This is a genomic window from Pseudotabrizicola formosa (genome assembly GCF_002900965.1).
Classification (GTDB): domain Bacteria; phylum Pseudomonadota; class Alphaproteobacteria; order Rhodobacterales; family Rhodobacteraceae; genus Pseudotabrizicola; species Pseudotabrizicola formosa.
This window is the reverse complement of sequence record NZ_PJOM01000004.1, coordinates 148,401-171,262: the sequence shown is the minus strand read 5'-3', so window position 1 is coordinate 171,262 and position 22,862 is coordinate 148,401. Positions and strand designations below refer to the sequence as shown.

At 63.3% G+C, this 22,862-nt stretch carries 18 protein-coding genes; 5 read left to right on the top strand and 13 right to left on the bottom strand.

The genetic code is table 11. The features are described 5' to 3' along the window. Positions 1-27 precede the first annotated feature (27 nt). The 7 genes from CXR43_RS14760 to hslO form a co-directional block, all read right to left on the bottom strand. Positions 28-819 carry an ion transporter gene (locus tag CXR43_RS14760; protein ID WP_103335387.1) on the bottom strand — a complete coding sequence of 264 codons (792 nt, stop codon included), beginning with the start codon at positions 817-819 and terminating at the stop codon, positions 28-30. A gap of 33 nt (positions 820-852) precedes the next feature. After that, positions 853-2,073 (bottom strand): class I SAM-dependent RNA methyltransferase, encoded by a 1,221-nt coding sequence (locus tag CXR43_RS14755; RefSeq protein ID WP_103335126.1) that lies wholly within the window; start codon positions 2,071-2,073, stop codon positions 853-855. Beyond that, positions 2,070-3,920, bottom strand: coding sequence for an ABC transporter ATP-binding protein (locus tag CXR43_RS14750; protein WP_103335124.1), 1,851 nt, complete (start codon positions 3,918-3,920; stop codon positions 2,070-2,072). The genes CXR43_RS14755 and CXR43_RS14750 overlap by 4 nt, the downstream gene beginning before the upstream one ends. Further along, positions 3,917-5,758: an ABC transporter ATP-binding protein gene (locus CXR43_RS14745; protein ID WP_103335121.1), complete on the bottom strand. Its 1,842-nt coding sequence runs from the start codon at positions 5,756-5,758 to the stop codon at positions 3,917-3,919. Before CXR43_RS14745 ends, CXR43_RS14750 begins: the two co-directional genes overlap by 4 nt. Before the next feature lie 63 nt (positions 5,759-5,821). After that, positions 5,822-6,964 (bottom strand): CCA tRNA nucleotidyltransferase, encoded by a 1,143-nt coding sequence (locus CXR43_RS14740; protein WP_103335118.1) that lies wholly within the window; start codon positions 6,962-6,964, stop codon positions 5,822-5,824. Then, complete coding sequence (locus CXR43_RS14735; protein WP_103335115.1) at positions 6,961-7,554, bottom strand: CoA pyrophosphatase; 594 nt, start codon at positions 7,552-7,554, stop codon at positions 6,961-6,963. The genes CXR43_RS14740 and CXR43_RS14735 overlap by 4 nt, the downstream gene beginning before the upstream one ends. After that, positions 7,547-8,533 (bottom strand): Hsp33 family molecular chaperone HslO, encoded by a 987-nt coding sequence (hslO, locus tag CXR43_RS14730; protein WP_103335112.1) that lies wholly within the window; start codon positions 8,531-8,533, stop codon positions 7,547-7,549. Before hslO ends, CXR43_RS14735 begins: the two co-directional genes overlap by 8 nt. Positions 8,534-8,611: 78 nt before the next feature. Here hslO and CXR43_RS14725 point away from each other — a divergent pair, with 78 nt between their 5' ends. After that, a complete protein-coding gene (locus CXR43_RS14725; RefSeq protein WP_103335110.1) occupies positions 8,612-9,049 on the top strand; it encodes an NUDIX hydrolase in 438 nt (145 codons plus the stop codon). Here the strand turns inward: CXR43_RS14725 and CXR43_RS14720 are convergent. Further along, positions 9,046-10,317: a PP2C family protein-serine/threonine phosphatase gene (locus tag CXR43_RS14720; protein WP_103335384.1), complete on the bottom strand. Its 1,272-nt coding sequence runs from the start codon at positions 10,315-10,317 to the stop codon at positions 9,046-9,048. The two genes, CXR43_RS14725 and CXR43_RS14720, sit on opposite strands and share 4 nt — an antisense overlap. 122 nt (positions 10,318-10,439) lie before the next feature. Between CXR43_RS14720 and CXR43_RS14715 the strand changes: the two genes are divergently transcribed. Beyond that, entirely contained in the window at positions 10,440-10,820 is a 381-nt protein-coding gene (locus tag CXR43_RS14715; RefSeq protein ID WP_246831405.1) for an Hpt domain-containing protein, read from the top strand. On the opposite strand, the gene ilvA is transcribed toward CXR43_RS14715, so the two are convergent. Then, on the bottom strand, positions 10,817-12,064 hold the full coding sequence (gene ilvA / locus CXR43_RS14710) for a threonine ammonia-lyase IlvA (protein ID WP_103335107.1): 1,248 nt from the start codon (positions 12,062-12,064) through the stop codon (positions 10,817-10,819). The genes CXR43_RS14715 and ilvA overlap by 4 nt on opposite strands. A gap of 125 nt (positions 12,065-12,189) precedes the next feature. Between ilvA and CXR43_RS14705 the strand changes: the two genes are divergently transcribed. After that, positions 12,190-13,419, top strand: coding sequence for an argininosuccinate synthase (locus CXR43_RS14705; RefSeq protein ID WP_103335104.1), 1,230 nt, complete (start codon positions 12,190-12,192; stop codon positions 13,417-13,419). Between the two features lie 52 nt (positions 13,420-13,471). Here CXR43_RS14705 and CXR43_RS14700 read toward each other — a convergent pair whose 3' ends face one another. Then, positions 13,472-14,188, bottom strand: a complete 717-nt coding sequence (locus tag CXR43_RS14700; RefSeq protein WP_103335102.1) for a sulfotransferase-like domain-containing protein — start codon at positions 14,186-14,188, stop codon at positions 13,472-13,474. A gap of 67 nt (positions 14,189-14,255) precedes the next feature. Beyond that, complete coding sequence (locus CXR43_RS14695) at positions 14,256-15,155, bottom strand: D-amino acid aminotransferase (RefSeq protein ID WP_103335099.1); 900 nt, start codon at positions 15,153-15,155, stop codon at positions 14,256-14,258. A gap of 144 nt (positions 15,156-15,299) precedes the next feature. On the opposite strand from CXR43_RS14695, the gene msrA reads away from it, so the two are divergent. Next, positions 15,300-15,932, top strand: a complete 633-nt coding sequence (msrA, locus tag CXR43_RS14690) for a peptide-methionine (S)-S-oxide reductase MsrA (RefSeq protein ID WP_435530809.1) — start codon at positions 15,300-15,302, stop codon at positions 15,930-15,932. A gap of 33 nt (positions 15,933-15,965) precedes the next feature. Here msrA and CXR43_RS14685 read toward each other — a convergent pair whose 3' ends face one another. Then, a complete protein-coding gene (locus CXR43_RS14685) occupies positions 15,966-18,227 on the bottom strand; it encodes an NADP-dependent malic enzyme (protein WP_103335097.1) in 2,262 nt (753 codons plus the stop codon). A 71-nt stretch (positions 18,228-18,298) separates the two neighbouring features. Further along, positions 18,299-20,017 carry a glycosyltransferase family 61 protein gene (locus tag CXR43_RS14680; RefSeq protein WP_103335094.1) on the bottom strand — a complete coding sequence of 573 codons (1,719 nt, stop codon included), beginning with the start codon at positions 20,015-20,017 and terminating at the stop codon, positions 18,299-18,301. A 153-nt stretch (positions 20,018-20,170) separates the two neighbouring features. Between CXR43_RS14680 and mutS the strand changes: the two genes are divergently transcribed. Beyond that, entirely contained in the window at positions 20,171-22,774 is a 2,604-nt protein-coding gene (mutS, locus tag CXR43_RS14675; protein ID WP_103335376.1) for a DNA mismatch repair protein MutS, read from the top strand. The last annotated feature ends 88 nt before the right edge of the window (positions 22,775-22,862 follow it).

Here is a 22,862-nt window from a genome sequence, read left to right as displayed (position 1 = left end):
GGCAACCTGCCTAGCGGAGATCGTGGGTCAGCGTCTCACGGATGTGTCATCAACCGATGAAAGGCGCGCCTCTATCGCGGTCAGCCTTGCCAGCACCTCATCACGGTAGGCGTCGGTCTTTAGATTGTCTTCGGCGGAATGGGCATCCTGCATCGAATTCACGATCAGACCGACCAACAGGTTCACCACCGCGAATGTGGTGACCATGATAAAGGGTACAAAAAACAGCCAGGCATAGGGGAATGCCTCCATCACCGGGCGGACGATTCCCATCGACCAGCTTTCCAGCGTCATGATCTGGAACAACGTATAGGCCGAATTGCCCAGATCGCCGAACCATTCCGGGAACGCGCCACCAAACAGTTTGGTGGCCATCACCGCACCGATGTAGAAAATGATCGCCATCAGCAAGAACACCGAACCCATTCCCGGCAGTGCGGTGATGAAGCCTTCGACCACGCGGCGCAGACGCGGAGCCACAGAGATCACCCGCAAGACCCGCAAGATGCGCAAGGCCCGCAACACCGACAACCCCTGCCCGGCAGGCACAAGGGCTATGCCGACGATGACAAAGTCGAAAAGATTCCATCCGCTTCGGAAGAAGCGCGAACCATGCGCATAGATCTTGGCCACAATCTCGGCGACAAAGATCGCCAGACAGATCGCATCCAGCACCAGGATCAGCTCTCCCGCCCGCGCCATTACGGGGGCAGAGGTTTCAAGCCCCAGAATCACCGCGTTGAACAGGATCACGCCGATGATGGCATTTCTGACCATCGGCCGGTCCAGCCACTCACCCACTGCTGCGCGCGTCATCATCATCTCCCGAACCAGATTGTGACGGGGGATATGCTACCGAACGAAGCGGCCCACAAGTTCCACATGCGCCGACCAGCGGAATTGATCGACAACTTGTATCCAGTCCAGCCGGTAGCCGGCCTGAACGAGCGTTTTTGCATCGCGTGCGAAGGTCACCGGATTGCAGGATACCATTGCAATGACCGGCACCTTGGTTTCGGCCAGACAGCGCACCTGGGCCTCGGCACCGGCGCGCGGCGGGTCGATCACCACCCCGGTCACATTCTTGAACTCGTCCGGCTCCAGCGGGCGGCGAAACAGGTCACGCGCCTCGGCCTTGATCGGTTTGAGCCCTTCGGTGTTGCGGGCGGCCTTGTCGAGGGCTGCCACCATCGCCGGGTCCCCTTCCACCGCATGCACCTCGGCCAGTTCGGCCAAGGGCAGCGCAAACGTGCCGATGCCGGCAAACAGATCAACGATCTTTTTCTGCGGCCCCAACGCGTCACGCACCGTGTCTAACAAGGCGTGTTCGCCATGTTCCGTTGCCTGCAAAAACGCACCAGCAGGCGGGGCGACGCGGGCCTTGCCCACCGTCTGGATCGGGGTTGCCCGCAGCGCCACGGTCTCACCATCCCAGGTCAGCCGCGCCAAGGCATGTGCCTCCACCACCCGCGCCAGTTCCAACCGCAAGGCGCCGTCCAATGGCTTGCCCCCCGTGACCACGACATCCGGCCCGCCAAGGGCGCGGGTGACCATCAACGCCACTTCCTGTGAGCGCGACCCACCCAGCCGCACCAGCTCCTCCAGCCCCGGCATCGCGGCCATCAGGTCGGGATGCACCAGTTGGCAGTTCGGGATCTGCACCAGCGCATCCGACCCGCGCGCATGAAATCCGATCATCGACCCGCCCTTGGTGCGCCGCGCGGCAAAGGTCGCCCGCCGCCGTGACCGGGGCGGCGAGGTCAGGATCGGCCGGAACGGGGCATGCAACCCCTGTCCTGCCAAGGCGCCCTCGACATGTGCCGTCTTCCAGTCTGCCACCATCGCATCTGATGCGTGCTGCATCAGGCAGCCGCCGCAGGCGCGTGCGTGCGAACAGGGCGGCTTGATGCGGGCGGCACTGGGGGTCACGATCTTGGGATTTATCAGGCGATCGCCTTCCAGGTCGCCCTCGACCACCTCTCCCGGCAACATCCCGGCCACAAAGACCGGCCCATTGTCGCCTTGGGCGATTCCGTCGCCAAGGTGCCCTAGCCGGTCAATTGTCAGTCTCACTCTGCCGCTTCCTTTTCATCCGACCCGATGAACCCGCCCGACTGGCGGTTCCAGTAGCGGGCATACAGGCCATTTTGCGCCAACAGCGCGTCATGTGTGCCTTCTTCGACAATGCGGCCGTCGTCAAGCACCACAATCCGGTCCATCGCCGCGATGGTGGACAGGCGGTGCGCGATGGCCAGTACCGTCTTGCCTTCCATCACCCGGTCCAACGCTGACTGGATATTGGCCTCTACCTCGGAATCCAGCGCCGACGTCGCCTCATCCAGCACCAAGATGGGGGCGTCCTTCACAAAGGCCCGCGCCAGGGCGATCCGCTGCCGCTGCCCGCCCGACAGCTTGACCCCACGCTCCCCCAGAAACGCCCCATAGCCCTTGCGCCCGGTGTGATCGATCATCTGACTGATGAACCCGTCGGCTTCCGCCGCGCGGGCCGCGGCGATGATCTCGTCCTCCGTCGCATCCGGACGGCCATAGGCAATGTTGTCCCGCGCAGACCGGTTGAACATCGCGGTTTCCTGCGTGACCATCCCGATCTGACGGCGCAAGGATTCCTGCGTTACATGCCGCACATCCTTCCCATCGACCAGAACAGCCCCTTTTTCGCAATCATAGAGCCTGAGCAGCATCGCCACCAAGGTCGATTTGCCCGCCCCGCTGGCCCCGACAATCCCCAATTTCTCACCGGCGCGAATGGTCAGATTCAGGTTTTCCACCCCACCGCGCCTGCGCCCATAGGCAAAACTCGCGCCGTCAAAGGTAATCTCGCCGCGCACCTTCACCAGATCGACCGCATCCGGGGCATCGGCCAGTTGATGCGGTGCCGAGAGCGTTTTCATGCCATCCTCAACCTCACCCACGGAGGTGTAGATCGACATCAGCGTAAAACTGACCCAACCCGACATCTGGGCAATCCGCATCGAAATGGCCCCCGCCGCCGCAATTGCGCCCGCCGTCGCCTGCCCCTGCTGCCAGAGCACCACCGTCCCACCAATCAGCAGCACCGGCAGCACACCCGCCACAGTCATCAGCGACAGCCGGAACCACGTCGAAATCACCCCGAATTCGAGACTGCGCTCGCGGAAAACCTCCATCGCCTTCAGCGCCACCCGGTCCTCGAACGCGGCATGGGCAAACAGCTTGACCGTCTTGATATTGGTGATCGTATCCACCACCTGGCCGGACACCATGGCCCGGGCCGAGGCGCGCGCCGCCGAATTGACGCGCACGCGCGGCATGAAGAACCGGATCAGCAGCACATAGACCACCAGCCAGGCCGCCAGAGCCACCGCGATCCGCGCGTCGATCACCAGCAGGAACACCACCGACCCGATCACCGAGGCGAGCGCGAAACAGACGGTGTTGATGACTTCGGTCGCCACATCGGTGACCGCCCGCGCCGCCTGCATTTGCTTTTGAGCAATCCGGCCTGCGAAATCATTGTCAAAGAAGGTGACCGCCTGCCCCAGCGTCCAGCGGTGCAACCGCGACAACACAAGGGGCATCACGTTCGGCCCTACGACAATGCTGTTCGACGCTGCCGCGATACCAAACGCCAGCGGCCGGAACACCAGATAGAACAGCACGAACATGCCGATCAGAACCGCATGGTCGCCAAAGAACCGCTCCGGTCCCGAATTCAACGCCGCATCAATCACCCAGCCCAGAATGACTGCCGACACGACTTCCGTCGCCCCCGCGAGCGAAGAAAACACCCCCGCCAGACCCAGCATCGGCCACGAACCCTTGAGACTCCAACGCATGAACGGCCAAAGCTGCTGCGGCGGCGCGCCATCTGCGGGGCGGAAGGCATCGATATATCCGCCCAGCGGTTTCAGAACGCTCATGCTGTCTCCTCAAGCCCGATGAACCCGCCAGACTGCCGGGCCCAGAATCGGGCATATAGCCCGTTCAACGCCAAAAGCTCGGCATGGGTCCCTTGCTCGGCAATGTGGCCGTCTTCCAGAACCACGATCCGGTCCATTGCGGCGATGGTGGACAGGCGGTGCGCTATCGCAATCACGGTCTTGCCCTGCATGACACCGAACAGCGCCTCCTGAATCGCCGCCTCGGCCTCGCTGTCCAGCGCACTGGTGGCCTCATCGAGGATCAGGATCGGCGCATCCTTCAGAATGACCCGTGCCAAAGCCACCCGCTGCCGCTGCCCGCCCGACAGTTTCACCCCCCGCTCGCCCACATGCGCGTCATAGCCACGGCGGCCTTCCGGGTCTTCCAGCGTCAGGATGAATTCATGCGCATCGGCACGGCGGGCGGCGGCAATCATCTCGGCCTCGCTCGCATCTGGGCGGCCGTAAAGGATGTTGTCGCGCACCGAGCGGTGCATCAGGCTGCTGTCTTGTTGCACCATGCCGATCACCCGACGGACCGAATCCTGCCCGACCTGCGCAATATCCTGCCCGTCGATGCGGATCACCCCGGCCTCGGCGTCGTAAAACCGCAGCATCAGCTTGACGAGGGTCGACTTCCCGGCACCAGACCGCCCGACCACGCCGATCTTCTCCCCCGGTTCTATGGTCAGGGACAGGTCCTGCAAACCGCCTGATCCGCGACCGTAATGGTGGCTCACCCGGTCAAGCTCGATCTTGCCGGCGGTCAGCGCCAGCGGCTTTGCCCCCGGCCGGTCCACCAGTTGGATCGGCTGACTTATGGTTTCCATCCCCTCGGACACAACGCCAAGCGCTTGGACCAGCGACGTAAAGGCCCACATGATCCAATAGGTCATGTTGTTCAACCGCAACACCAGCGCCGTCGCCGCCGCCACCGTGCCCACCGTCGCCTGCCCCTGATACCACAGGATCAGCGCCCAACCGGTCACCCCCACGATCAGCCCGCCGTTAAGGACGGTCAGCGCCAGATCCATCTTGGTGACGATCCGCATTTCCTTCGCAAAGGTGCTGCGGGCATGTTCGATCGCATCGCGGGCATAGGTCATTTCCATATCATGATGCGCGAACAGCTTGACCGAATGGATGTTGGTATAGGCATCGACCACCCGCCCCGTCACCTGCGACCGCGCATCCGAACTTGCCTTCGCCGCCGGTCCGGCCCGCACAACCGTCCAGCGCACCAGCCAGGCATAAAGTGCAAACCAGATCACCAAGGGCAACAACAGCCGCACATCGGCCCCGGCCAGCATGATCCCGGCACCCACGACCGTGACGCTGGCGAAGGCCACCGCGTCAAAGGTCTGGAACACCGCATCCCCCGCCGCCGGCGGGGTCTGCATGATCCGGTTGGCGATCCGCCCGGCGAAATCGCTTTCGAACCAACCCACCGGTTGGCGGATCACATGGGAATGCGCGCGCCAGCGGATCATGGTGCCGAAATTCGGCAGGATGGTGTTGTGCAGCAGTGCCACATTGGCGACCAGCAGAATGGGCCGCAAAATCAGGATCGCCGCCGCCACCAGCAGGATTTCGGTCCCGTAATCCGCCCAGACCTGCTGTGGCCCGGTGGTCGACAAAAGGTCCACCAGCCGCCCGACGTACCAGATCATCGCGACATCGGCGAAGGCCGATACCACCGACAGCGTTGCCGTCACCGCAAATACCCCCCGGAACGGCCGGATGTATTGCTTGAGGAACGGCCACATCTTGCGCGGCGGCGTATCGGTCTGATCGTAAGGACCATAAGGGTCCACCAGCCGCTCGAAATAAGAAAACACGGGGAACAGCCTTTTGCGGGTTACCCCAAGGCTATACTCCGATTGCTGCCAGAGGAAAACCGTTTAACCCAAAAGCTGCGCGCGGGTCAGCGTCAGGTTGCTGGCCAGCCAGCGCTGACGTGCCGCCTCCAGCGCCGCGCCCAGCGCGGGGCCCTGCAACCGGCTCATCAGATCGGCGGCGCGCAGTGGGAACTCTGCAATGGCACCTCGCGCCAGTTCTGCCTCCCAATCCATGGGCAAAGGCTGCTCCATCACCGCCGCTCGGGCCAATACAGCATCCGCCCCCAGCGCATCGCCCAACAAAAAGCCAAGCGCGGCCGGGGTGTTGAGTGTGCCAATTTCGTCTCTGACACGGCCCAAATCGGTCATTTCCCGGCGCGACAGACGCAGCCTGTCACCTACATCCTGCCCGCCCAGAACCGCCAGCCGTCGCAGCCAGCGCGGAGCCCGCCCGCCTTCCAGGTGCACCAGCGGCCCCAGCGCCCGGGGCTCCGCCCCTGGCAGAACGACGCGCAGCACCCCAGCGGCGGCCATTGACGCCACCGCTGGCACCGGATCGGTCGCTGCCAGCAGCTTGCGCATTTCCACACCGATGCGTTCGCGCGAAAGTGTCTCTAAGCCAGCAGAATTTTCGGCACAGGCGGCCAAGCCATCAGCATCCATCCCGCCTGCAGGATCGCCAAAATGCGCATGGAAGCGGAAGAACCGCAGGATGCGCAGATAATCCTCGGCAATGCGGGCCGCCGGCGCCCCCACGAACCGCACCCGCCGCGCCAGCAGGTCTGCCAGTCCGCCCAGCGGGTCAATCACCGCGCCGGTCCGGTCAGCATAAAGCGCGTTCATCGTGAAATCGCGCCTTGCCGCATCTTCCTCCAGATGCTTCGAGAAGGCGACCAACGCATGCCGGCCATCCGTCTGGACATCCCGGCGAAAGGTGGTCACCTCATGCGCCACGCCAGCGGCAATCACCGTCACCGTGCCATGGTCTATTCCGGTCGGCACGACGCGAAAATCCGCCTTTTCCGCCAAGTCAGTGACGATTTTCGGCACGGCATCTGTGGCGAGGTCAATATCCGCCACCGTCACGCCCATCAGCGCATTGCGCACACAGCCGCCGACAAAAAGCGCCTGATGGCCCGCATCTTCCAACAGCCGGCACAGCGCTTGCGTGCCCGAATGCGTCAGCCAGTCCCCGGCAATCTTCACAACGCAGCCCGCTCGGCCAGCCCACGCAAAATACGCGCAGTCGCCCCCCAGATGTAATAGGGGCCGTAAGGTACCGTGTAATAATGCCGCCACTGCCCCCTCCAGAGCCGCCGCTCCACGCCATAGCGCGACAGGTCGAGCACGTGCGACAGCGGCACTGTAAACACCTCCTCCACCTCACCCCTCTCAGCCATTGGTCTGAAATCGTCTCTGATATGGCCCAGAACCGGGGTCATGCTGAATCCGGTCACCGTTTCATGCACCGGAAGATGGCCGACCACATCAACCAGACCGGGCGGGAGCGCGATCTCTTCCATCGCCTCGCGCAATGCTGCCGCCTGAACCGAGGCATCGACCGGCTCTAGCTTGCCACCCGGCAAAGAAATCTGTCCCGGATGATGCTTCAGATGCGACGCCCGCTTGGTCAGGATCACCTGCGCACCTTGTGGCCGGGTCCAGACCGGAATCAGAACGCCCGCCGGCCGCAGTACACGGCCAGCAGGCAGCTGAAGTCCTGGGTTCAGATCAAAATCAGACGACTCGCCCGCAGGGCGCAACAAGGCGCGCCGCAGACGGGCAATCTCATCCATTCTTGCCCTCAAAGCCCAAGGTTTTGGGGTCCATCTCATAATGCGCGCCGCAGAACTGGCAGTCGGCGGTGACGATGCCTTCAGGTGTCGTCATCTTTTCAATGTCTTTCTGCGAATAGATCGACATCGTGTTGCGCACCTTGTCTTCGGAACACGAACAGCCAAAGCGGATCGGCTGTGCCTCGAACACGCGGGGGCCTTCTTCGTGAAACAGCCGCACCAGCAATTCGGCCGGGGTCACTTGCGGCCCGATCAGCTCGATCTCTTCCACCGTGTCCAGCAGCACATTGGCGCGGGTCCAGCTTTCGCCCTCTTCCCCGGCCAGAATATCGCTGTGCTGCAACAACCCGCCCTCGCCGGTGCCACCCTCTGCCGCAACGCTCATGCCGGCTTTCGGCATATGTTGCAGCATCACGCCACCTCCCCGCCAATGGGCAGGGCGCCCCGGCTCGGCACTTTGGCCAAAGGTTAGCGAAAACCGCGTGGGCAACTGTTCGGATTGCGCAAAATACGTCTCGGCGCAGGACGACAGCGAGCCGCCCGCAATCGGGGTGAAGCCCTGATAGGGCACCATGCCTTCGCCCTGATCCAGCATCACCGCGAAATAGCCGGTGCCAATCTGGCTGAACGGATCGGCGGTCAGATCCAGCCGGTCGGCGTCATAGCTGGCATAGGCGCGGATGCGGGCCGGTTCGCCTTCATCGGTGGGCCCGTAATAATCGGTCGCGATCAGCCGGGCCGGGCCATTGCCGCGGATCTGCAGGCTGAGCTTCCAGCGCAGCTTCACCGACTGACCGATCAGCGCGGTCAGAAGCGCGGCTTCGGCCACCAGCGCCTCGATCAGCGGCGGATAGCTGTGTTGGGACAGCACCTGTTCCAGCACCCCATCCAGCCGGACCACCCGGCCCCGGATGTCGGACTGATCCAGTTGAAAGGGCAGGATGGTATCATCCCAGGCGATCTGCGAACCAATGGTCATGGGGTTTCCTTAGCGAGCCAATCTTGGCATACCGCGCCTATATAGGCAGGGCAACACCACGACCAAGGGGGCAAAGACATGCGACGCTTCGGCGATCCCGTCAGACCGGGCCAGAAATACCGCCCCAGACCCGGCGTCTATGCCGTATTGCTGCGCGGAGCTGAGGTTCTGACCACGCATCAGGCAGAGCCTGTCCCCGAATTTCAGCTGCCCGGCGGCGGGATTGATCCGGGTGAGCATCCGATCCCCGCCCTGCACCGCGAGGTGTTCGAAGAAACCGGATGGAAAATCGCCGTGACCTGCAAATTGGGGGCCTATCGTCGCTTTACCTACATGCCCGAATACGACAAATGGGCCGAGAAGATCTGTACCATCTATCTCGCCCGTCCGATCCTGCGCCTTGGCCCGCCGTCCGAGGCTGGGCATAGCGCGGTCTGGATGACGGTGCCTCAGGCGCTTGATCAGATCACGAACCCCGGCGACCGCGCGTTTTTGGCCCGGGCGCTGCGCGCTTAACCGCGATAGTCAAACACCAGCCCCGACACATCATCGGGAAAGTCCTCAGACCCAAGATGTGCCGCCAGATCCCAGATCAGCGCGTCCAGCAACCGGCGCGAATCCAGCGCAGCATTGGCCCGGATCAGGTGATCCAGCCCGTCATCGCCCAGTTCTTCGCCGCTGCGCGAAGGGCATTCTGTCAACCCGTCAGACACCAGCAGCAACCGGTCCCCCGGAAACAGCTGCGCCGTTACCGGGTCATGCTCCGCATCGGGCAAAAGGCCGATCGGAAGGCCTCCGCTACCCAGCCGGTCAATCCGTCCGTCCGCCCGCAGGATACGGGGGTAAGGGTGGCCTGCCTGCACCAGCGCCACCGCACCGCTGTTCAGATCAACCTGCGCATAGGCCATGGTGAAATACTGATCGACCTGCAGATCCTCCAGCATGGTGCGGTTGAACCTTGCCGCCACCTGTTCCGGCAGCAACCGGTCAAACCCGCCATCCGCCCGGCGCTGCAAGGCGATATTCTGGTCCGGGTCCGACCCTGACAGGTAGCCCGCCAACCGCGCGGTGATCATGGCTGACGCAACACCATGCCCGGACACATCCAGCGAATACAGCGCCACAACGCCCGGATCCAATTCGAAAAAGCCAGCCAGATCGCCACCCACCGGACCAGAAGTGCGCAAAAACAGCGTCGCAGCGCCACGCCCCCAGTCGCGACAGCGGTCGCGCACCAGCGCCTGTTGCAACTTGCGCGCTTCGATCAGATCACGGTCCACAATCTGCTGGGCACGCTGCAACTCGGCCAGCGTCGCGCCCAGCAGACGGTTTTTCTGCACCAACTCCTTGTGCATGCTCACAATCCGCTCACCGGCGCGCAGCCTGGCATGCAATTCATGCGCCGACACCGGCTTGGTCAGAAAATCATCTGCCCCCGATTCAAGGCCCGTGGCAATTTCCGCCGTGCCGGATTTGGAGGTCAGCAGGATGAAATAGGCATAGCCCTCCTGCCCAAGGGCGCGAAAGGCGGCGCACAGATCAAGCCCGGACATGCCATCCATCATCCAGTCTGACAGGATGATGTCGAAAACCTGCGTCCGACATTGCATCAGGGCCGCCTCGCCCGATTCCGCCTCGCGCACGGCATATCCCCAGCGCGACAGGGCTGCGACAAGCAACATCCGCTGGGCCTTGCTGTCATCCACGACAAGCACCTGCAAAGGGCCTCCCGCGAGGACGGCGGGCTCAGGCTGGCCAGGGCTGTCGATAATCGTCAGGGTCATCAAGATCACGGTCCATGCAACGGATGACACTGTCGCCGCGAACAACTTAAGCACCTGTGAAGCCTAAAAGTTTCCATGATTGGTTCAGGGACATGATAACGAAGCCTTAAGAAGCAAGGGCCATGATCGGACCACGAAGCAGTCTGGGAACCGGCCAGACAGGATCGGATGGCATGATGATCGACTGGGCACATGTGGATGAGCTGCGGGCAGAGGTCGGGCACGACTCCTTTGACGAAATTGTTGCCCTCTTCCTCGAAGAGACGGATCAGCTGGTCACCCGCCTGTCATCGCTGACCGACGCACAATCCGTGGAACATGACCTGCATTTCCTCAAGGGCAGCGCGCTCAACCTTGGTTTTGCCAGTCTGGCTCAGGTTTGCCAAACCGGCGAAGGCCGCGCCGCGTCCGGATCTGCCGATATCGCGTTGGACAGTGTGATCAGCACCTATCACCAATCGCGTGATGTCTTTGTCTCCCGGCTCAAGGCCCGCGCAGCCTAGATCAGGAACTCCGACAAAATTCCGTCATTGGTGATATCGCGATAGGGAAAGGCCGCCAGATCCAGCCGCGCAAACAGCTGGGTAAAATTCTCCGGTGCTTTTGTCTCAATTCCAATCAGAACCGAGCCAAAATTGCGCGCCGATTTCTTCAGATATTCAAACCGTGCGATGTCATCTTCCGGCCCCAGCATTTCCAGAAACTCGCGCAAGGCACCAGGTCGCTGCGGCATGCGCAGAATGAAGTACTTCTTCAACCCGGCAAAGCGCTGCGCCCGTTCTTTCACCTCAGGCAGGCGCTCGAAGTCGAAATTGCCGCCAGACGTCACACAGACAACCGTCTTGCCCCGGATCTGCTCGGCCAGCTCTGGCAGCACATCCACTGAAAGCGCGCCCGCGGGTTCCAGCACGATGCCTTCGACATTCAGCATTTCCAGCATGGTGATGCAGATCCGGTCTTCGGGGGCCAGCAGGACATGGGCCGGATCAACCCAATCCAGCAGGGCAAAGGTCTTGTCGCCCAGCCGCGCCACGGCCGCGCCATCCACGAAGCTGTTCACCGATGCAAGCGTTTCGGGTCGCCGCGCGGCCAAAGCCGCCAGCAGGGACGCGCCCCCCAAAGGTTCCACAAAGCGATAGGCCACATCCGGTGCCACGTCGCGCAAATACCGCGTCACGCCCGAAGACAAGCCGCCACCGCCCACCGGAAGGATCACCAGATCGGGATCGCGGCCCAGCAGATCCAGCATTTCGACCGCAACCGAGGATTGGCCCAGGATCACATCGTCATCATCAAAGGGCGACAGGAAATACGCGCCCTGTTCGGCGCAGAACGCTTGGGCCGCCGCCAGTGTCTGATCGAAATAGTCACCGGTCAGCACAATCTGCACCTGACCCGCGCCAAACACCCGCGTCTTGTCGATCTTTTGCTGCGGCGTCGTCACCGGCATGAAGATCGTGCCCTGCACGCTGAAATGCCGGCAGGCAAAGGCCACCCCCTGCGCGTGGTTGCCCGCCGATGCACAGACGAAATGCCGCTGCCCCGGCTGCGCCTCCCGCACCTTGCGCATCGCGGTAAAGGCCCCGCGCAGCTTGTAGGACCGCACCGGCGACAGGTCTTCGCGCTTCAGCCAGATATCCGCATCAAAGCGTTGCGACAGATAATCATTGCGCTGCAACGGCGTCGGATCGAACAGATCGCGCAGGGCATCGGTGGCAAGGCGGGCATCATGGGCAAAATCTGACATACCCTTGGATGCCGTAGCGCCACAGCTTTGGCAAGCATGGCGATATTGTATCCGAAACAGCTGTGTTTCTTGCCCTTTGCTGCAATTCGCCTTAGACCCGCGCAAATCCCAAAGGGAGCGTGCGCATGTCAAACCCGAAAAAAGTCGTCCTTGCCTATTCCGGCGGTCTGGACACCTCGATTATCCTCAAATGGTTGCAGACCGAATATGGCTGCGAGGTGATCACCTTCACCGCCGATCTGGGCCAGGGGGAGGAGCTTGAACCCGCACGGGCCAAGGCCGAACTGCTGGGAATCAAGCCGGAAAACATCCACATCGTCGATGTGCGCGAGGAATTCGTGCGCGAATATGTGTTCCCGATGTTCCGTGCCAATGCGCTGTATGAAGGGCTGTACCTGCTGGGCACCTCGATCGCGCGGCCGTTGATTTCCAAGCATCTTGTTGATCTTGCGCACAAACATGGGGCCGATGCCGTGGCGCATGGCGCGACTGGCAAGGGCAATGATCAGGTCCGGTTCGAACTGTCGGCCTATGCGCTGGACCCGTCGATCCGGGTGATCGCGCCTTGGCGGGAATGGGATCTGACCAGCCGCACCAAGCTGATCGAATTTGCCGAAGCCAACCAGATCCCGATTGCCAAGGACAAGCGCGGCGAGGCCCCGTTCTCGGTGGACGCCAACCTGCTGCACACCTCCTCTGAGGGCAAGGCACTGGAAAACCCGGCAGAACAGGCGCCGGACTATGTGTATCAGCGCACGGTTTCTCCCGAGGATGCGCCTAACACCCCGGAATATATCGAGATTTCCTTTGAACGCGGCGATGCGGTTGCGATCGATGGCGAAGCGATGTCGCCTGCCACCATCCTGACCCGGCTGAACGAGCTGGGCGGCGCGCATGGCATTGGGCGGTTGGATTTCGTGGAAAACCGCTTTGTCGGCATGAAGTCGCGCGGCATTTATGAGACCCCGGGCGGCACCGTTCTGCTGGAGGCGCATCGCGGGATTGAGCAGATCACGCTGGATGCAGGCGCGGGGCACCTCAAGGATTCGATCATGCCGCGCTATGCCGAGCTGATCTACAATGGCTTCTGGTTCAGCCCGGAACGCGAGATGTTGCAGGCGCTGATCGACAAATCACAAGAGCATGTGTCCGGCACCGTGCGGATCAAGCTCTACAAAGGTTCTGCCACCTGTGTTGGCCGCTGGTCGGACCATTCGCTGTATTCCGAGGCACATGTGACATTCGAGGACGACGCCGGTGCCTATGACCAGAAAGACGCCGCAGGCTTCATCCGCCTGAACGCCCTGCGCCTGAAACTGATCGCCAACCGCAATGCGCGCGTGGCAAAGGGCTGACAGCATTCTTTACGCATGCCAAAAAAAAGGGGCCGGTTTTCCGGCCCTTTTTTCATAGCTTATGAGCGGTAAGTTTTTCGTAAAACGGCAGCGCCTCATCCACAATCGCCTGATACTCGGGCGGCAGGTCAGGCAAGTCCCCCTCTGGTTCTTCAAAGCCGGTGGAGCGATGTACCGCGCCGTACCAGTGCGACGCCCAGATTCCGTCATAGGGTTTTGGTCCGGCGGGCCAGTGTAACATGTTGTCGTCAAAAGGAATTGTCAGCGCCGAGCACAGCCTTTCCAGCGCGCCACCGGGGTTGGCGCGGATGTCGGCGCTGTCTATGACCAACGGCGCTTCGCCGGTCCAACCGGCCACCTGATCGAAGAGTTCCGCCTGCTGGACAAAGCCGATATCGGCGAGTGTCGGGCCTTCGCGCTTTTTGGCATAAGAGGCCACGACGCGGGCCGGATGGCGGATCAGAAAGACGTTGGTGAGGCTGCGCATGAACTGACGGTCAAAGTCCGGGATCATGTGGACGGTCATATGCTTTTGATAAAACAGGGTTTTATCTTGCGGCACCGGCCCCATGCAGGCGGCGGCAATCAGGGCCGGGTCATCCTCGTGCACCTCGACAATCTTGTCGCGCATCGGGTGGTCGATGCCGGTGGCGCGCAGATAGGCGGCGTAGAACGGTTCATCCCAGACCGCGCAATCGCCCCGCGCGGCGAAGGCATACATCAGGGCGGTGGACAGGTTGCGTGGCCCGGACCACATGGCGATTTTCATGGCTGTTTTCCGTATGGTTCAGGTATGGCAGGCGTATGGCTGACGTCATGACGTGTGTGCGCAAGGGTCACCCGCCGACGAGGGCCTTGTAAAGCCCGCGAATCCGCTCGGTCATCGGGCCCATTTCCCCTGTCCCGATCCGGCGGCCGTCGATCATGCCCACGGGGGTCTGCGCGCCGAAGGTGCCGGTCAGGAACGCCTCGTCCGCGCCATAGGTGTCAACCAGACTGAAGTTCCGCTCGAACACCGGGATGTCATTGGCGCGGCACAGGTCGATGACCTTGCCCCGCGTGATCCCGTTCATGCAATAGTCGCCGGTGCTGGTCCAGACCGCGCCCTTGCGCACGATGAAGAAGTTGCAGGCGTTGGTGGTGTTCACGAAGCCATGCACGTCGAGCATCAGCGCCTCATCGGCACCCGCCTTTTCGGCGGCGATGCAGGCGAGGATGCAGTTCAGCTTGGAATGCGAGTTCAGCTTGGGGTCTTGCGTCATCGGCAGGCCGCGCAGATGCGGCACCGTGGCCAGCCGGATCGGGCGCGGCAGGTTCGGGCGCGAATGTTCCATGATGATCACCATCGTGGGCCCGCGCTGTGACAGTTTCGGGTGCTGGAAGGGCCGCGTCTTGACCCCGCGCGTCACCATCAGCCGGGCGTGGGCGTCGGTGGTCATGCCGTTGGCCCTTTGCGTCTCCATGATCGCCGCGATGACCTGATCACGGGTCATCCCGATCTCCAGATCAATCGCCTTGGCCGCCTCGAACAGCCTGTCCATGTGTTCATCCAGAAACGTCCAGCGCCCGTTATAGAGCCGCACGCCTTCCCACACGCCATCGCCCAGCATGAAACCGGAATCATAAACCGAGACCAGCGCCTGATCGCGCGGTTTCAGGGCACCGTTTACCCAGATCAGAATGCTTTCGTTGCGGGCGTCATCTTCGGCCTGATGGGTGGAAACGTGGTCGGTCATGCGGTCCTCCGGCTTTGGTGTAACGCTATGCGGGCGGGCCGCGAAGGGAAAGAGGCAGCTTCACCTGTGCGTGACATCACCGATGGGTGAGTGGACGCGCGGTGCGGGCAGGCCGATGTTCGGCCAAGGACAAGGGAGCATGTGATGCAACGGATACTGTCGATTATGGCCGGTTTGGCCCTTATGGCGCTGATCGCCACCACCGGGGGCGCGCAGGCCGCGCAGGAGAAGGCCATCGTGGCCGGGGGCTGCTTCTGGTGCGTGGAATCGGATTTCGAGAAAGTGCCGGGCGTGCGCTCGGTGGTGTCGGGCTATACCGGCGGCACGATGCAGAACCCGACCTATCCGAACCATGAGGGGCATTATGAGGCGGTGGAGATCACCTTTGACAACAGCCGCATCACCTATGCCCAGCTGATTGCGATGTTCCTGCGGTCGGTTGATGTGACCGATGCGGGGGGCCAGTTCTGCGACCGGGGTCCGGCCTATCGCACGGCGATTTTCCCGCTGAACGCGACGCAACAGGCGGCAGCGCAGGCGGCGCTGGCAGAGGCGCAGCAGGCGTTGGGGCAGAAGATTGTGACCCCGGTGCTGCCCGCCAGCACCTTCTGGAAGGCCGAGGCCTATCATCAGGATTATTACAAGAGTTCCGACATCATCCTGACCCGCGCCGGGCCGAAGCAGAAGAAGAATGCCTATACGTTCTACCGCCAGTCCTGTGGCCGCGATGCGCGGGTGAAACAGCTTTGGGGCAATCAGGCAGCTTTCGCCAAGTGATGTAAGGCCCGCCGTTGTGGCGGGCCTTTTGCCTTACTGGCCGATCTTGCAGGCGGCCATGACGGCCATGTTCAGAATGTCATTCACCGTGGAATTGGTGGAACAGATCTGGATCGGCTTTTTGACGCCGGTGAGGATGGGCCCGATCACCGTGGCCCCGGCCATTTCCTGCATCAGCTTGACCGAGATGCTGGCCGAGTGCCGGGCGGGCACCACGAGGATATTGGCCGGCCCGGTCAGGCGGCAGAACGGATAATGCTTCATCTGGTCCATGTTGAGCGCGACATCGACGGTCATTTCGCCTTCGTATTCGAAATCGACACCCATGCGATCAAGCACACGCGGGGCCTCGTGCATCTTGGTGGCGCGTTCGGAGACCGGATAGCCGAAGGTGGAGAAGGATACGAAGGCCACGCGCGGCTCCAGCCCCAGTGACCGTGCCACCCCTGCGGACCGGATGGCGATGGTGGCCAGATCTTCGGGTTCGGGCCATTCCTGCACCAGCGTATCGGCGATCAGGATGATCCGCCCCTTGTGCAGCAGAGCGGTGACGCCCACGGCGCCAGCAGCGGCGGTGGCATCAAACACATGGTTGATCAGCGACAGGATATGCGCCGATTTGCGGGTGACGCCGGTGACCAGCCCGTCGCCATGGCCGTGTTGCAGCATCAGGGCGGAAAACACATGCCGGTCGCGGGCGGCAAGGCGGTGGATATCCTCGCCATCAAAGCCTTCGCGTTGCAGGCGTTTGTAGAGAAAGTCCTTGTAGGTATCGAGGTGGCGGGTGTTGGCGGCGTTGACCACCTCCAGCTCGCGCACGGCATCGGCCAGACCAGCGGCTTCGAGCTTTTCGCGCACATCCGCCTCGCGTCCCACGACGAGGGCCTTGCCCAGACCGGCGCGCTGATAGGCGACGGCGGCGCGCAGCACGCGGGGGTCATCGCCTTCGGCAAAGATCATCCGCGCCTGGGCCTGTTTCGCGCGGGCATGGATGCCTTGCAGGATGCTGGCGGTGGGGTCCATTCGGGATTTCAGGCTTTGCTCATAGGCGTGCATGTCGATGATCGGGCGGCGCGCCACGCCGGTATCCATGCCAGCCTTGGCGACAGCGGGCGGGATCACATAGATCAGCCTTGGGTCAAACGGGGTGGGGATGATGTAATCGCGGCCGAAAGAGAGTTTGCGGCCGTAGGCCATTGCCACCTCGTCCGGCACATCCTCCCGCGCCAATGCCGCCAGCGCACGGGCGCAGGCGATTTTCATCTCGTCATTGATGGCGCGGGCGTGGATATCAAGCGCGCCCCGGAACAGATAGGGGAAGCCCAGCACATTGTTGACCTGATTGGGGTAGTCTGACCGCCCGGTGGCCACGATGGCATCGGGGCGCACGGCATGGGCCTCTTCCGGCGTGATCTCGGGGTCGGGGTTGGCCATGGCGAAGATGACCGGGTTTTCGGCCATGTTTGAGACCATTTCCGGTGTCACCGCGCCCTTGGCCGAGACGCCGAGGAACACATCGGCGCCCCGCATCGCCTCTTCCAGCGTGCGCAGGGGCGTGTTGGCGGCATGGGCCGATTTCCACTGGTTCATGCCCTCGGTCCGGCCCTGATAGATCACGCCCTTGGTGTCACACATGATGCAGTTGTCATGCCGCGCGCCCATGGATTTCAGGAGTTCCAGACAAGCGATGCCCGCCGCCCCGGCCCCGTTGAGCACGATGCGGCAGTCTTCGATGCGCTTGCCTGACAGTTCCAGCGCGTTGATGAGGCCCGCCGCGCAGATCACCGCGGTGCCGTGCTGGTCATCATGGAACACCGGTATGTCCATGATTTCCTTGAGCCGCTGTTCGATGATGAAGCATTCGGGGGCCTTGATATCCTCAAGGTTGATGCCGCCGAAGGTGGGGCCCATCAAGGAAACGGCCTTGATGATTTCCTCGGCGTCTTCGGTATCAAGCTCGATGTCGATGGCGTTCACATCGGCAAAGCGCTTGAACAGGACCGCCTTGCCTTCCATCACCGGCTTTGACGCGAGGGCGCCAAGGTTGCCCATGCCCAGGATGGCGGTGCCGTTGGAGATGACGGCGACCATATTGCCCTTGACCGTATAGTCATAGGCCAAGGCCGGATTGTCGGCGATGGCCTGCACCGGGACGGCGACGCCGGGGCTGTAGGCGAGCGACAGATCACGCTGCGTGGCCATCGGGGTCGAGGCCACGATCTCGTATTTGCCGGGGCGCGGTTCGAGGTGGTAGGCGAGGGCTTCTTCGGGGGTCACGCGGTTTTTCGAGGACATGGGCCATATGTTCCTTGATGGGTCTGGTCCGTCATAGCGGGGCTGCGCGCATCGCACAATCCGCGCAGCAGCTAGAGCAGTTGCTGCACCCAGTCGCGCCCCCGGGCCAGTTCGGCGATGCGGTCGGGGAAGTCGCTTTGCAGCAGGCGGATCGCCCAGACCTGCACCGGTGTCTTGCCCAGACGGCGCGCGCACCAGAGCACCTGCGCCAAGGTCTGCCAGCGGGTCGGGTCTGCCGTCCAGGCGGCATGCAGGGCGACAAGTTCGGCATGCCAGTCCTCGCGCGCCTTGTGCAGATCGGCCTGCGCCAGACAGAGGGCCAGATTGCCGGGGCACAGATCGGCATGCCGGGTCAGCACGGCCTCTGCCCGGTCCGGCTGGCCCGCGCGCAAAAGCTGACCGGCCAGCCGGGCGACATCCTGGGCGCGCGCAAGGCGCGGGCTGTGGCCGCAGAGCGCCGCGACAAAGGCCATCACCCGGCCGAGCCCCCGGTCAGACAGATGCACGGGCGCGATGCCGGTGGTGGCGAAATCGGGCACCTCAAGCGGGGTGCCGCAGGCGTGATCGGCGATGAAAGACACATAGCGGCAGCGGGAGGCATGGGCGACCGGCCAGAAATCGGCCCAGCGGATCTGTGCGGTCTGCAGGGTGCCGATCTCGATTGCCGTGGTGTGCGGATTGGCAAACAGCATATTGGCAAAGCCCGCGCCATGGGCCGATATCATCACCTCGGCCCCTGCCATCAGCGCGATCTGATCCAGCGGGGTCAGATCCTCAAACGCCAGGGCTACAAAGCCGAACGGCTCCAGCAACGCGACCAGCGCGGCTTCGCCCTGCATCTGGCGGTCACGGGCCTGGCCGGGCGCACGGCGGATGTAGACGCGTTTGGGCAGATGGCTGCAATCGCGCCCCGCAATCGCGCGCAAGGCCCGCGCGCGCAGGGCAAGCAGCGTGGTTTCCACCGTGTTCATCGCCAGCATTGCGCGGCTGCTGCGCGTGGCGCGGTGGCCGTGCCAGAACAGATCCGACGGGGCCAGCCCGTCAAGCGCGCCCACCACCTGTGGCGGCATCTGGAAATAGGCCCATTGAAAGCTGTAGGCCGAGAGCACCCGGCGGTAGTGCTTGGGCGCGCGTTCCAGCACCACACGGTTCGCAAGGTCTGGGAACAGCGCGGCGATGAAGCCCTGCACGAAGCTGCGGGTCTTCTCGGGGGCGTTTGGGAAGTGGATGAAGATGCGACCGGTAAAGGCCAGCCCGTCCAGCACGCAAAGCTGGCAGAGCGTTTCGGTCAGAAAGTGGAAGTAGTTGAAGGTGTTGCGGCATTCTATCGCAAAATCAACGTCTTGCGGTATCGTGGCCGGCGGCAGGACCGCCCCCGCATTCGCGGCCTGACAGTCCGCGAAATAGAGGCCCAGCGCCGCTTCGGCATCTGTCCCGGGCCGGTCCCAGCCAAAGCGGTTCAGCAAGCGCGCGCCCGCGGCCCCATTGAGCAGGGCCTTGCCGCCCACCGTGGCGTGGGATTTGCGAAAATCGGCGCCCTCCAGCAGCACCGGGACCACATTCACCTCGGCCACCCGCGCAAAGCTGCGGTGGCGCTTGACCTGCCGCAGATGCGCCTCGATCCGGGTGTTCATGCCGTCATCCTGCGACGCGGCAAAGGCGTCGATCACGCCCGGGTCGCGCAGCCGCCACCAAAAGGCCGGCGGCACGACAAACCCGATGCCGGGGTCGCGCGCAGGATTGAGAAACAGCGCCTGTGGCTCTGCCTCCTGGTCAGCCTGATTGCGCACCCTCTTCCCCGACCCGTCTGCACCCGTGCGTACCCTAGCATGCTGCCCCCACAGGTCTATAGGGATAGGTCTTTCCCCCACCCTGCCGGTTTTGTAGGGTCGGCACGCAGCAGGGAGCCGGGTGTGACGCAGGACGACGCCAATGTGACGCCGATGATGGCGCAATATCTTGAGATCCGGCAGGCCAATCCGGGGGCCTTGCTGTTCTACCGCATGGGCGATTTCTATGAGATGTTCTTTGACGACGCGCTGGCGGCGGCGCAGGCGCTGGATATTGCGCTGACCAAGCGCGGCGTTCATCAGGGTGAGCCGATTCCGATGTGCGGCGTGCCGGTGCATGCGGCCGAAGGCTATTTGCTGACGCTGATCCGCAAGGGGTTTCGCGTGGCCATCGCCGAACAGCTGGAAGACCCGGCAGAGGCGAAAAAGCGCGGGTCGAAATCGGTGGTCAAGCGCGATGTGGTGCGGCTGGTGACGCCGGGCACGCTGACCGAGGATGCGCTGCTGGATGCGCGGCGGCACAATTACCTGTGCGCCTGGTCTGAGGTGCGCGAGGCGGCGGCGCTGGCCTGGGCCGATATTTCCACCGGAGAGCTGCGGGTGATGCCCTGCGCGGTGGCGCGGCTGTCACCGGAACTGGCACGGCTTGCCCCGCGTGAGGTGTTGGTGAGCGAGGCGCAGGAGCGGGAGCTTGCGCCGATTGCGGCAGATATGGGGGCGGCAGTTACGCCACTGTCACGCGGCAGTTTCGACTCTGTTTCCGCGGAAAAGCGGCTCTGTGCGCTGTTTGGCGTGGCATCGCTGGAGGCCTTTGGCGCCTTTGACCGGGCCGAGGTTTCGGCAATGGGTGCCTTGGTGGATTATCTGGATCTGACCCAGCGCGGCAAGCTGCCGCTGCTGCGCCCGCCGGTGCGCGAAACTGCGGGCGGGGCGATGCAGATTGATTTCTCCACCCGGCGCAATCTGGAACTGACGCAGGCGCTGTCGGGCGGGCGCGAAGGATCATTGCTGCTGGCGGTGGACCGGACGGTGACGCCTGCGGGCGCGCGGCTGCTGGAGCGGCGGATTTCGGCGCCGTCCTGCGATCTGGCCACCATCCATGCCCGGCATGAAAGCGTGCGGTTTTTGCTGGAACAGGGTCGGTTGCGCGAGGATTTACGCGCCCATCTGCGCCGGGTGCCGGATATTGACCGGGCGCTGTCGCGGCTGGCGCTGGACCGGGGCGGGCCGCGGGATCTGGCGGCCATCCGCGCCGGGCTGGCGCAGGCGGGGGCGATGCAGCCGCTGTTGGCAGGCGCGCCGGAGGTCTTGGCGCAGGCGGCGGGCGCTTTGCTGGGGCATGAGGATCTGGTGGGCCTGCTGGATGCGGCACTGGTGGCCGAGCCGCCCCTGCTGGCGCGCGATGGCGGGTTCATTGCCAGCGGCCATGATGCGGAGCTGGATGAGATCCGCATGCTGCGCGATGAGGGGCGGTCGGTCATCGGGCGGATGCAGGCGGAATATGCGACGGCAGCGGGCGTGCCGGGGTTGAAGATCAAGCATAACAATGTGCTGGGCTATTTCATCGAGGTGACGACCACCCATGAAGAGGCGATGCGCGCCAAGCCCGAAGTGTTCATCCACCGCCAGACCACCGCGGGGCAGGTGCGGTTCACCACCGTGGATCTGAACGCGATTGAGACGCGCATTCTGAACGCAGGCAATCAGGCGCTGGAGATTGAAAAGCGGCACTATGAGGCCCTGAAGGCCGCGATCCTGGCGCAGTCTGGCCCGATTGGCGCGGCAGCGCGGGCGCTCGCCGAGATTGATCTGGCGGCAGGCTTTGCCGACCTGGCGATGGCGGAAGACTGGGCCGAGCCTGTGGTGGATGACAGCCATGCCTTTGCCGTGACCGGCGGGCGGCATCCGGTGGTGGAGCGCGCGCTGAAACGGCAGGGAGCGGGGCCGTTTGTGGCCAATGACTGCGGGCTGACCGAAGGCGGCACCCCGGCGATCTGGCTGCTGACCGGGCCGAACATGGCGGGGAAGTCCACCTTCCTGCGGCAGAATGCGCTGATTGCGCTGCTGGCGCAGGCGGGCAGTTTCGTGCCGGCGCGGAGCGCCCATATCGGGTTGGTGAGCCAGTTGTTCAGCCGGGTGGGGGCCGCCGATGATCTGGCACGCGGGCGGTCCACCTTCATGGTGGAGATGGTGGAGACGGCGGCCATCCTCAATCAGGCCGATGACCGGGCGCTGGTGATATTGGATGAAATCGGGCGTGGCACGGCGACCTATGACGGGCTGTCGATTGCCTGGGCCACGCTGGAGCACCTGCATGAGACCAACCGCTGCCGCGCGCTGTTTGCCACCCATTACCATGAGATGACGGCGCTGGCGGGCAAGCTGGCGGGGGTGGAGAACGCCACCGTTGCGGTCAAGGAATGGGACGGCGACGTGATCTTTCTGCACGAGGTGCGAAAGGGGGCGGCGGACCGCAGCTATGGCGTGCAGGTGGCGCGGCTGGCCGGGCTGCCGCAATCGGTGGTGGACCGGGCCAAGGCGGTGCTGGAGGCGCTGGAGAAGGGCGACCGTGATGGCGGCAAGCAGATGGCGCTGATCGACGATCTGCCGCTGTTCCGCGCCGCCCCGCCGCAACCCGCGCCCAAACCTGCGGCAAAAGCCTCGGAGGTCGAGGCGCGGTTGCGGGGGATCAGCCCGGATGAGCTGACCCCGATCGAGGCGCTGCGGCTGGTCTATGATCTGAAGCAGCTGCTTTAGCGGCGTCGTTACCAAAATTTCATTCCTCCGCAGGGGAACCGTCACATTCTGCCCCTATGCAGCGCCCAAGTGAATTGGGGGCTGCCAT

Coding starts and splice junctions, on each gene's coding strand:
- CXR43_RS14705 (WP_103335104.1), top strand. CDS start 12,190: ATGTCAAACCCGAAAAAAGTCGTCCTTGCCTATTCCGGCGGTCTGGAC.
- mutS (WP_103335376.1), top strand. CDS start 20,171: ATGATGGCGCAATATCTTGAGATCCGGCAGGCCAATCCGGGGGCCTTG.
- CXR43_RS14685 (WP_103335097.1), bottom strand. CDS start 18,227: ATGTCCTCGAAAAACCGCGTGACCCCCGAAGAAGCCCTCGCCTACCAC.
- hslO (WP_103335112.1), bottom strand. CDS start 8,533: ATGACCATTGGTTCGCAGATCGCCTGGGATGATACCATCCTGCCCTTT.
- CXR43_RS14715 (WP_246831405.1), top strand. CDS start 10,440: ATGATCGGACCACGAAGCAGTCTGGGAACCGGCCAGACAGGATCGGAT.
- CXR43_RS14750 (WP_103335124.1), bottom strand. CDS start 3,920: ATGAGCGTTCTGAAACCGCTGGGCGGATATATCGATGCCTTCCGCCCC.
- CXR43_RS14760 (WP_103335387.1), bottom strand. CDS start 819: ATGATGACGCGCGCAGCAGTGGGTGAGTGGCTGGACCGGCCGATGGTC.
- msrA (WP_435530809.1), top strand. CDS start 15,300: ATGCAACGGATACTGTCGATTATGGCCGGTTTGGCCCTTATGGCGCTG.
- CXR43_RS14735 (WP_103335115.1), bottom strand. CDS start 7,554: ATGGATGAGATTGCCCGTCTGCGGCGCGCCTTGTTGCGCCCTGCGGGC.
- ilvA (WP_103335107.1), bottom strand. CDS start 12,064: ATGTCAGATTTTGCCCATGATGCCCGCCTTGCCACCGATGCCCTGCGC.
- CXR43_RS14695 (WP_103335099.1), bottom strand. CDS start 15,155: ATGACCGACCACGTTTCCACCCATCAGGCCGAAGATGACGCCCGCAAC.
- CXR43_RS14725 (WP_103335110.1), top strand. CDS start 8,612: ATGCGACGCTTCGGCGATCCCGTCAGACCGGGCCAGAAATACCGCCCC.
- CXR43_RS14700 (WP_103335102.1), bottom strand. CDS start 14,188: ATGAAAATCGCCATGTGGTCCGGGCCACGCAACCTGTCCACCGCCCTG.
- CXR43_RS14720 (WP_103335384.1), bottom strand. CDS start 10,317: ATGACCCTGACGATTATCGACAGCCCTGGCCAGCCTGAGCCCGCCGTC.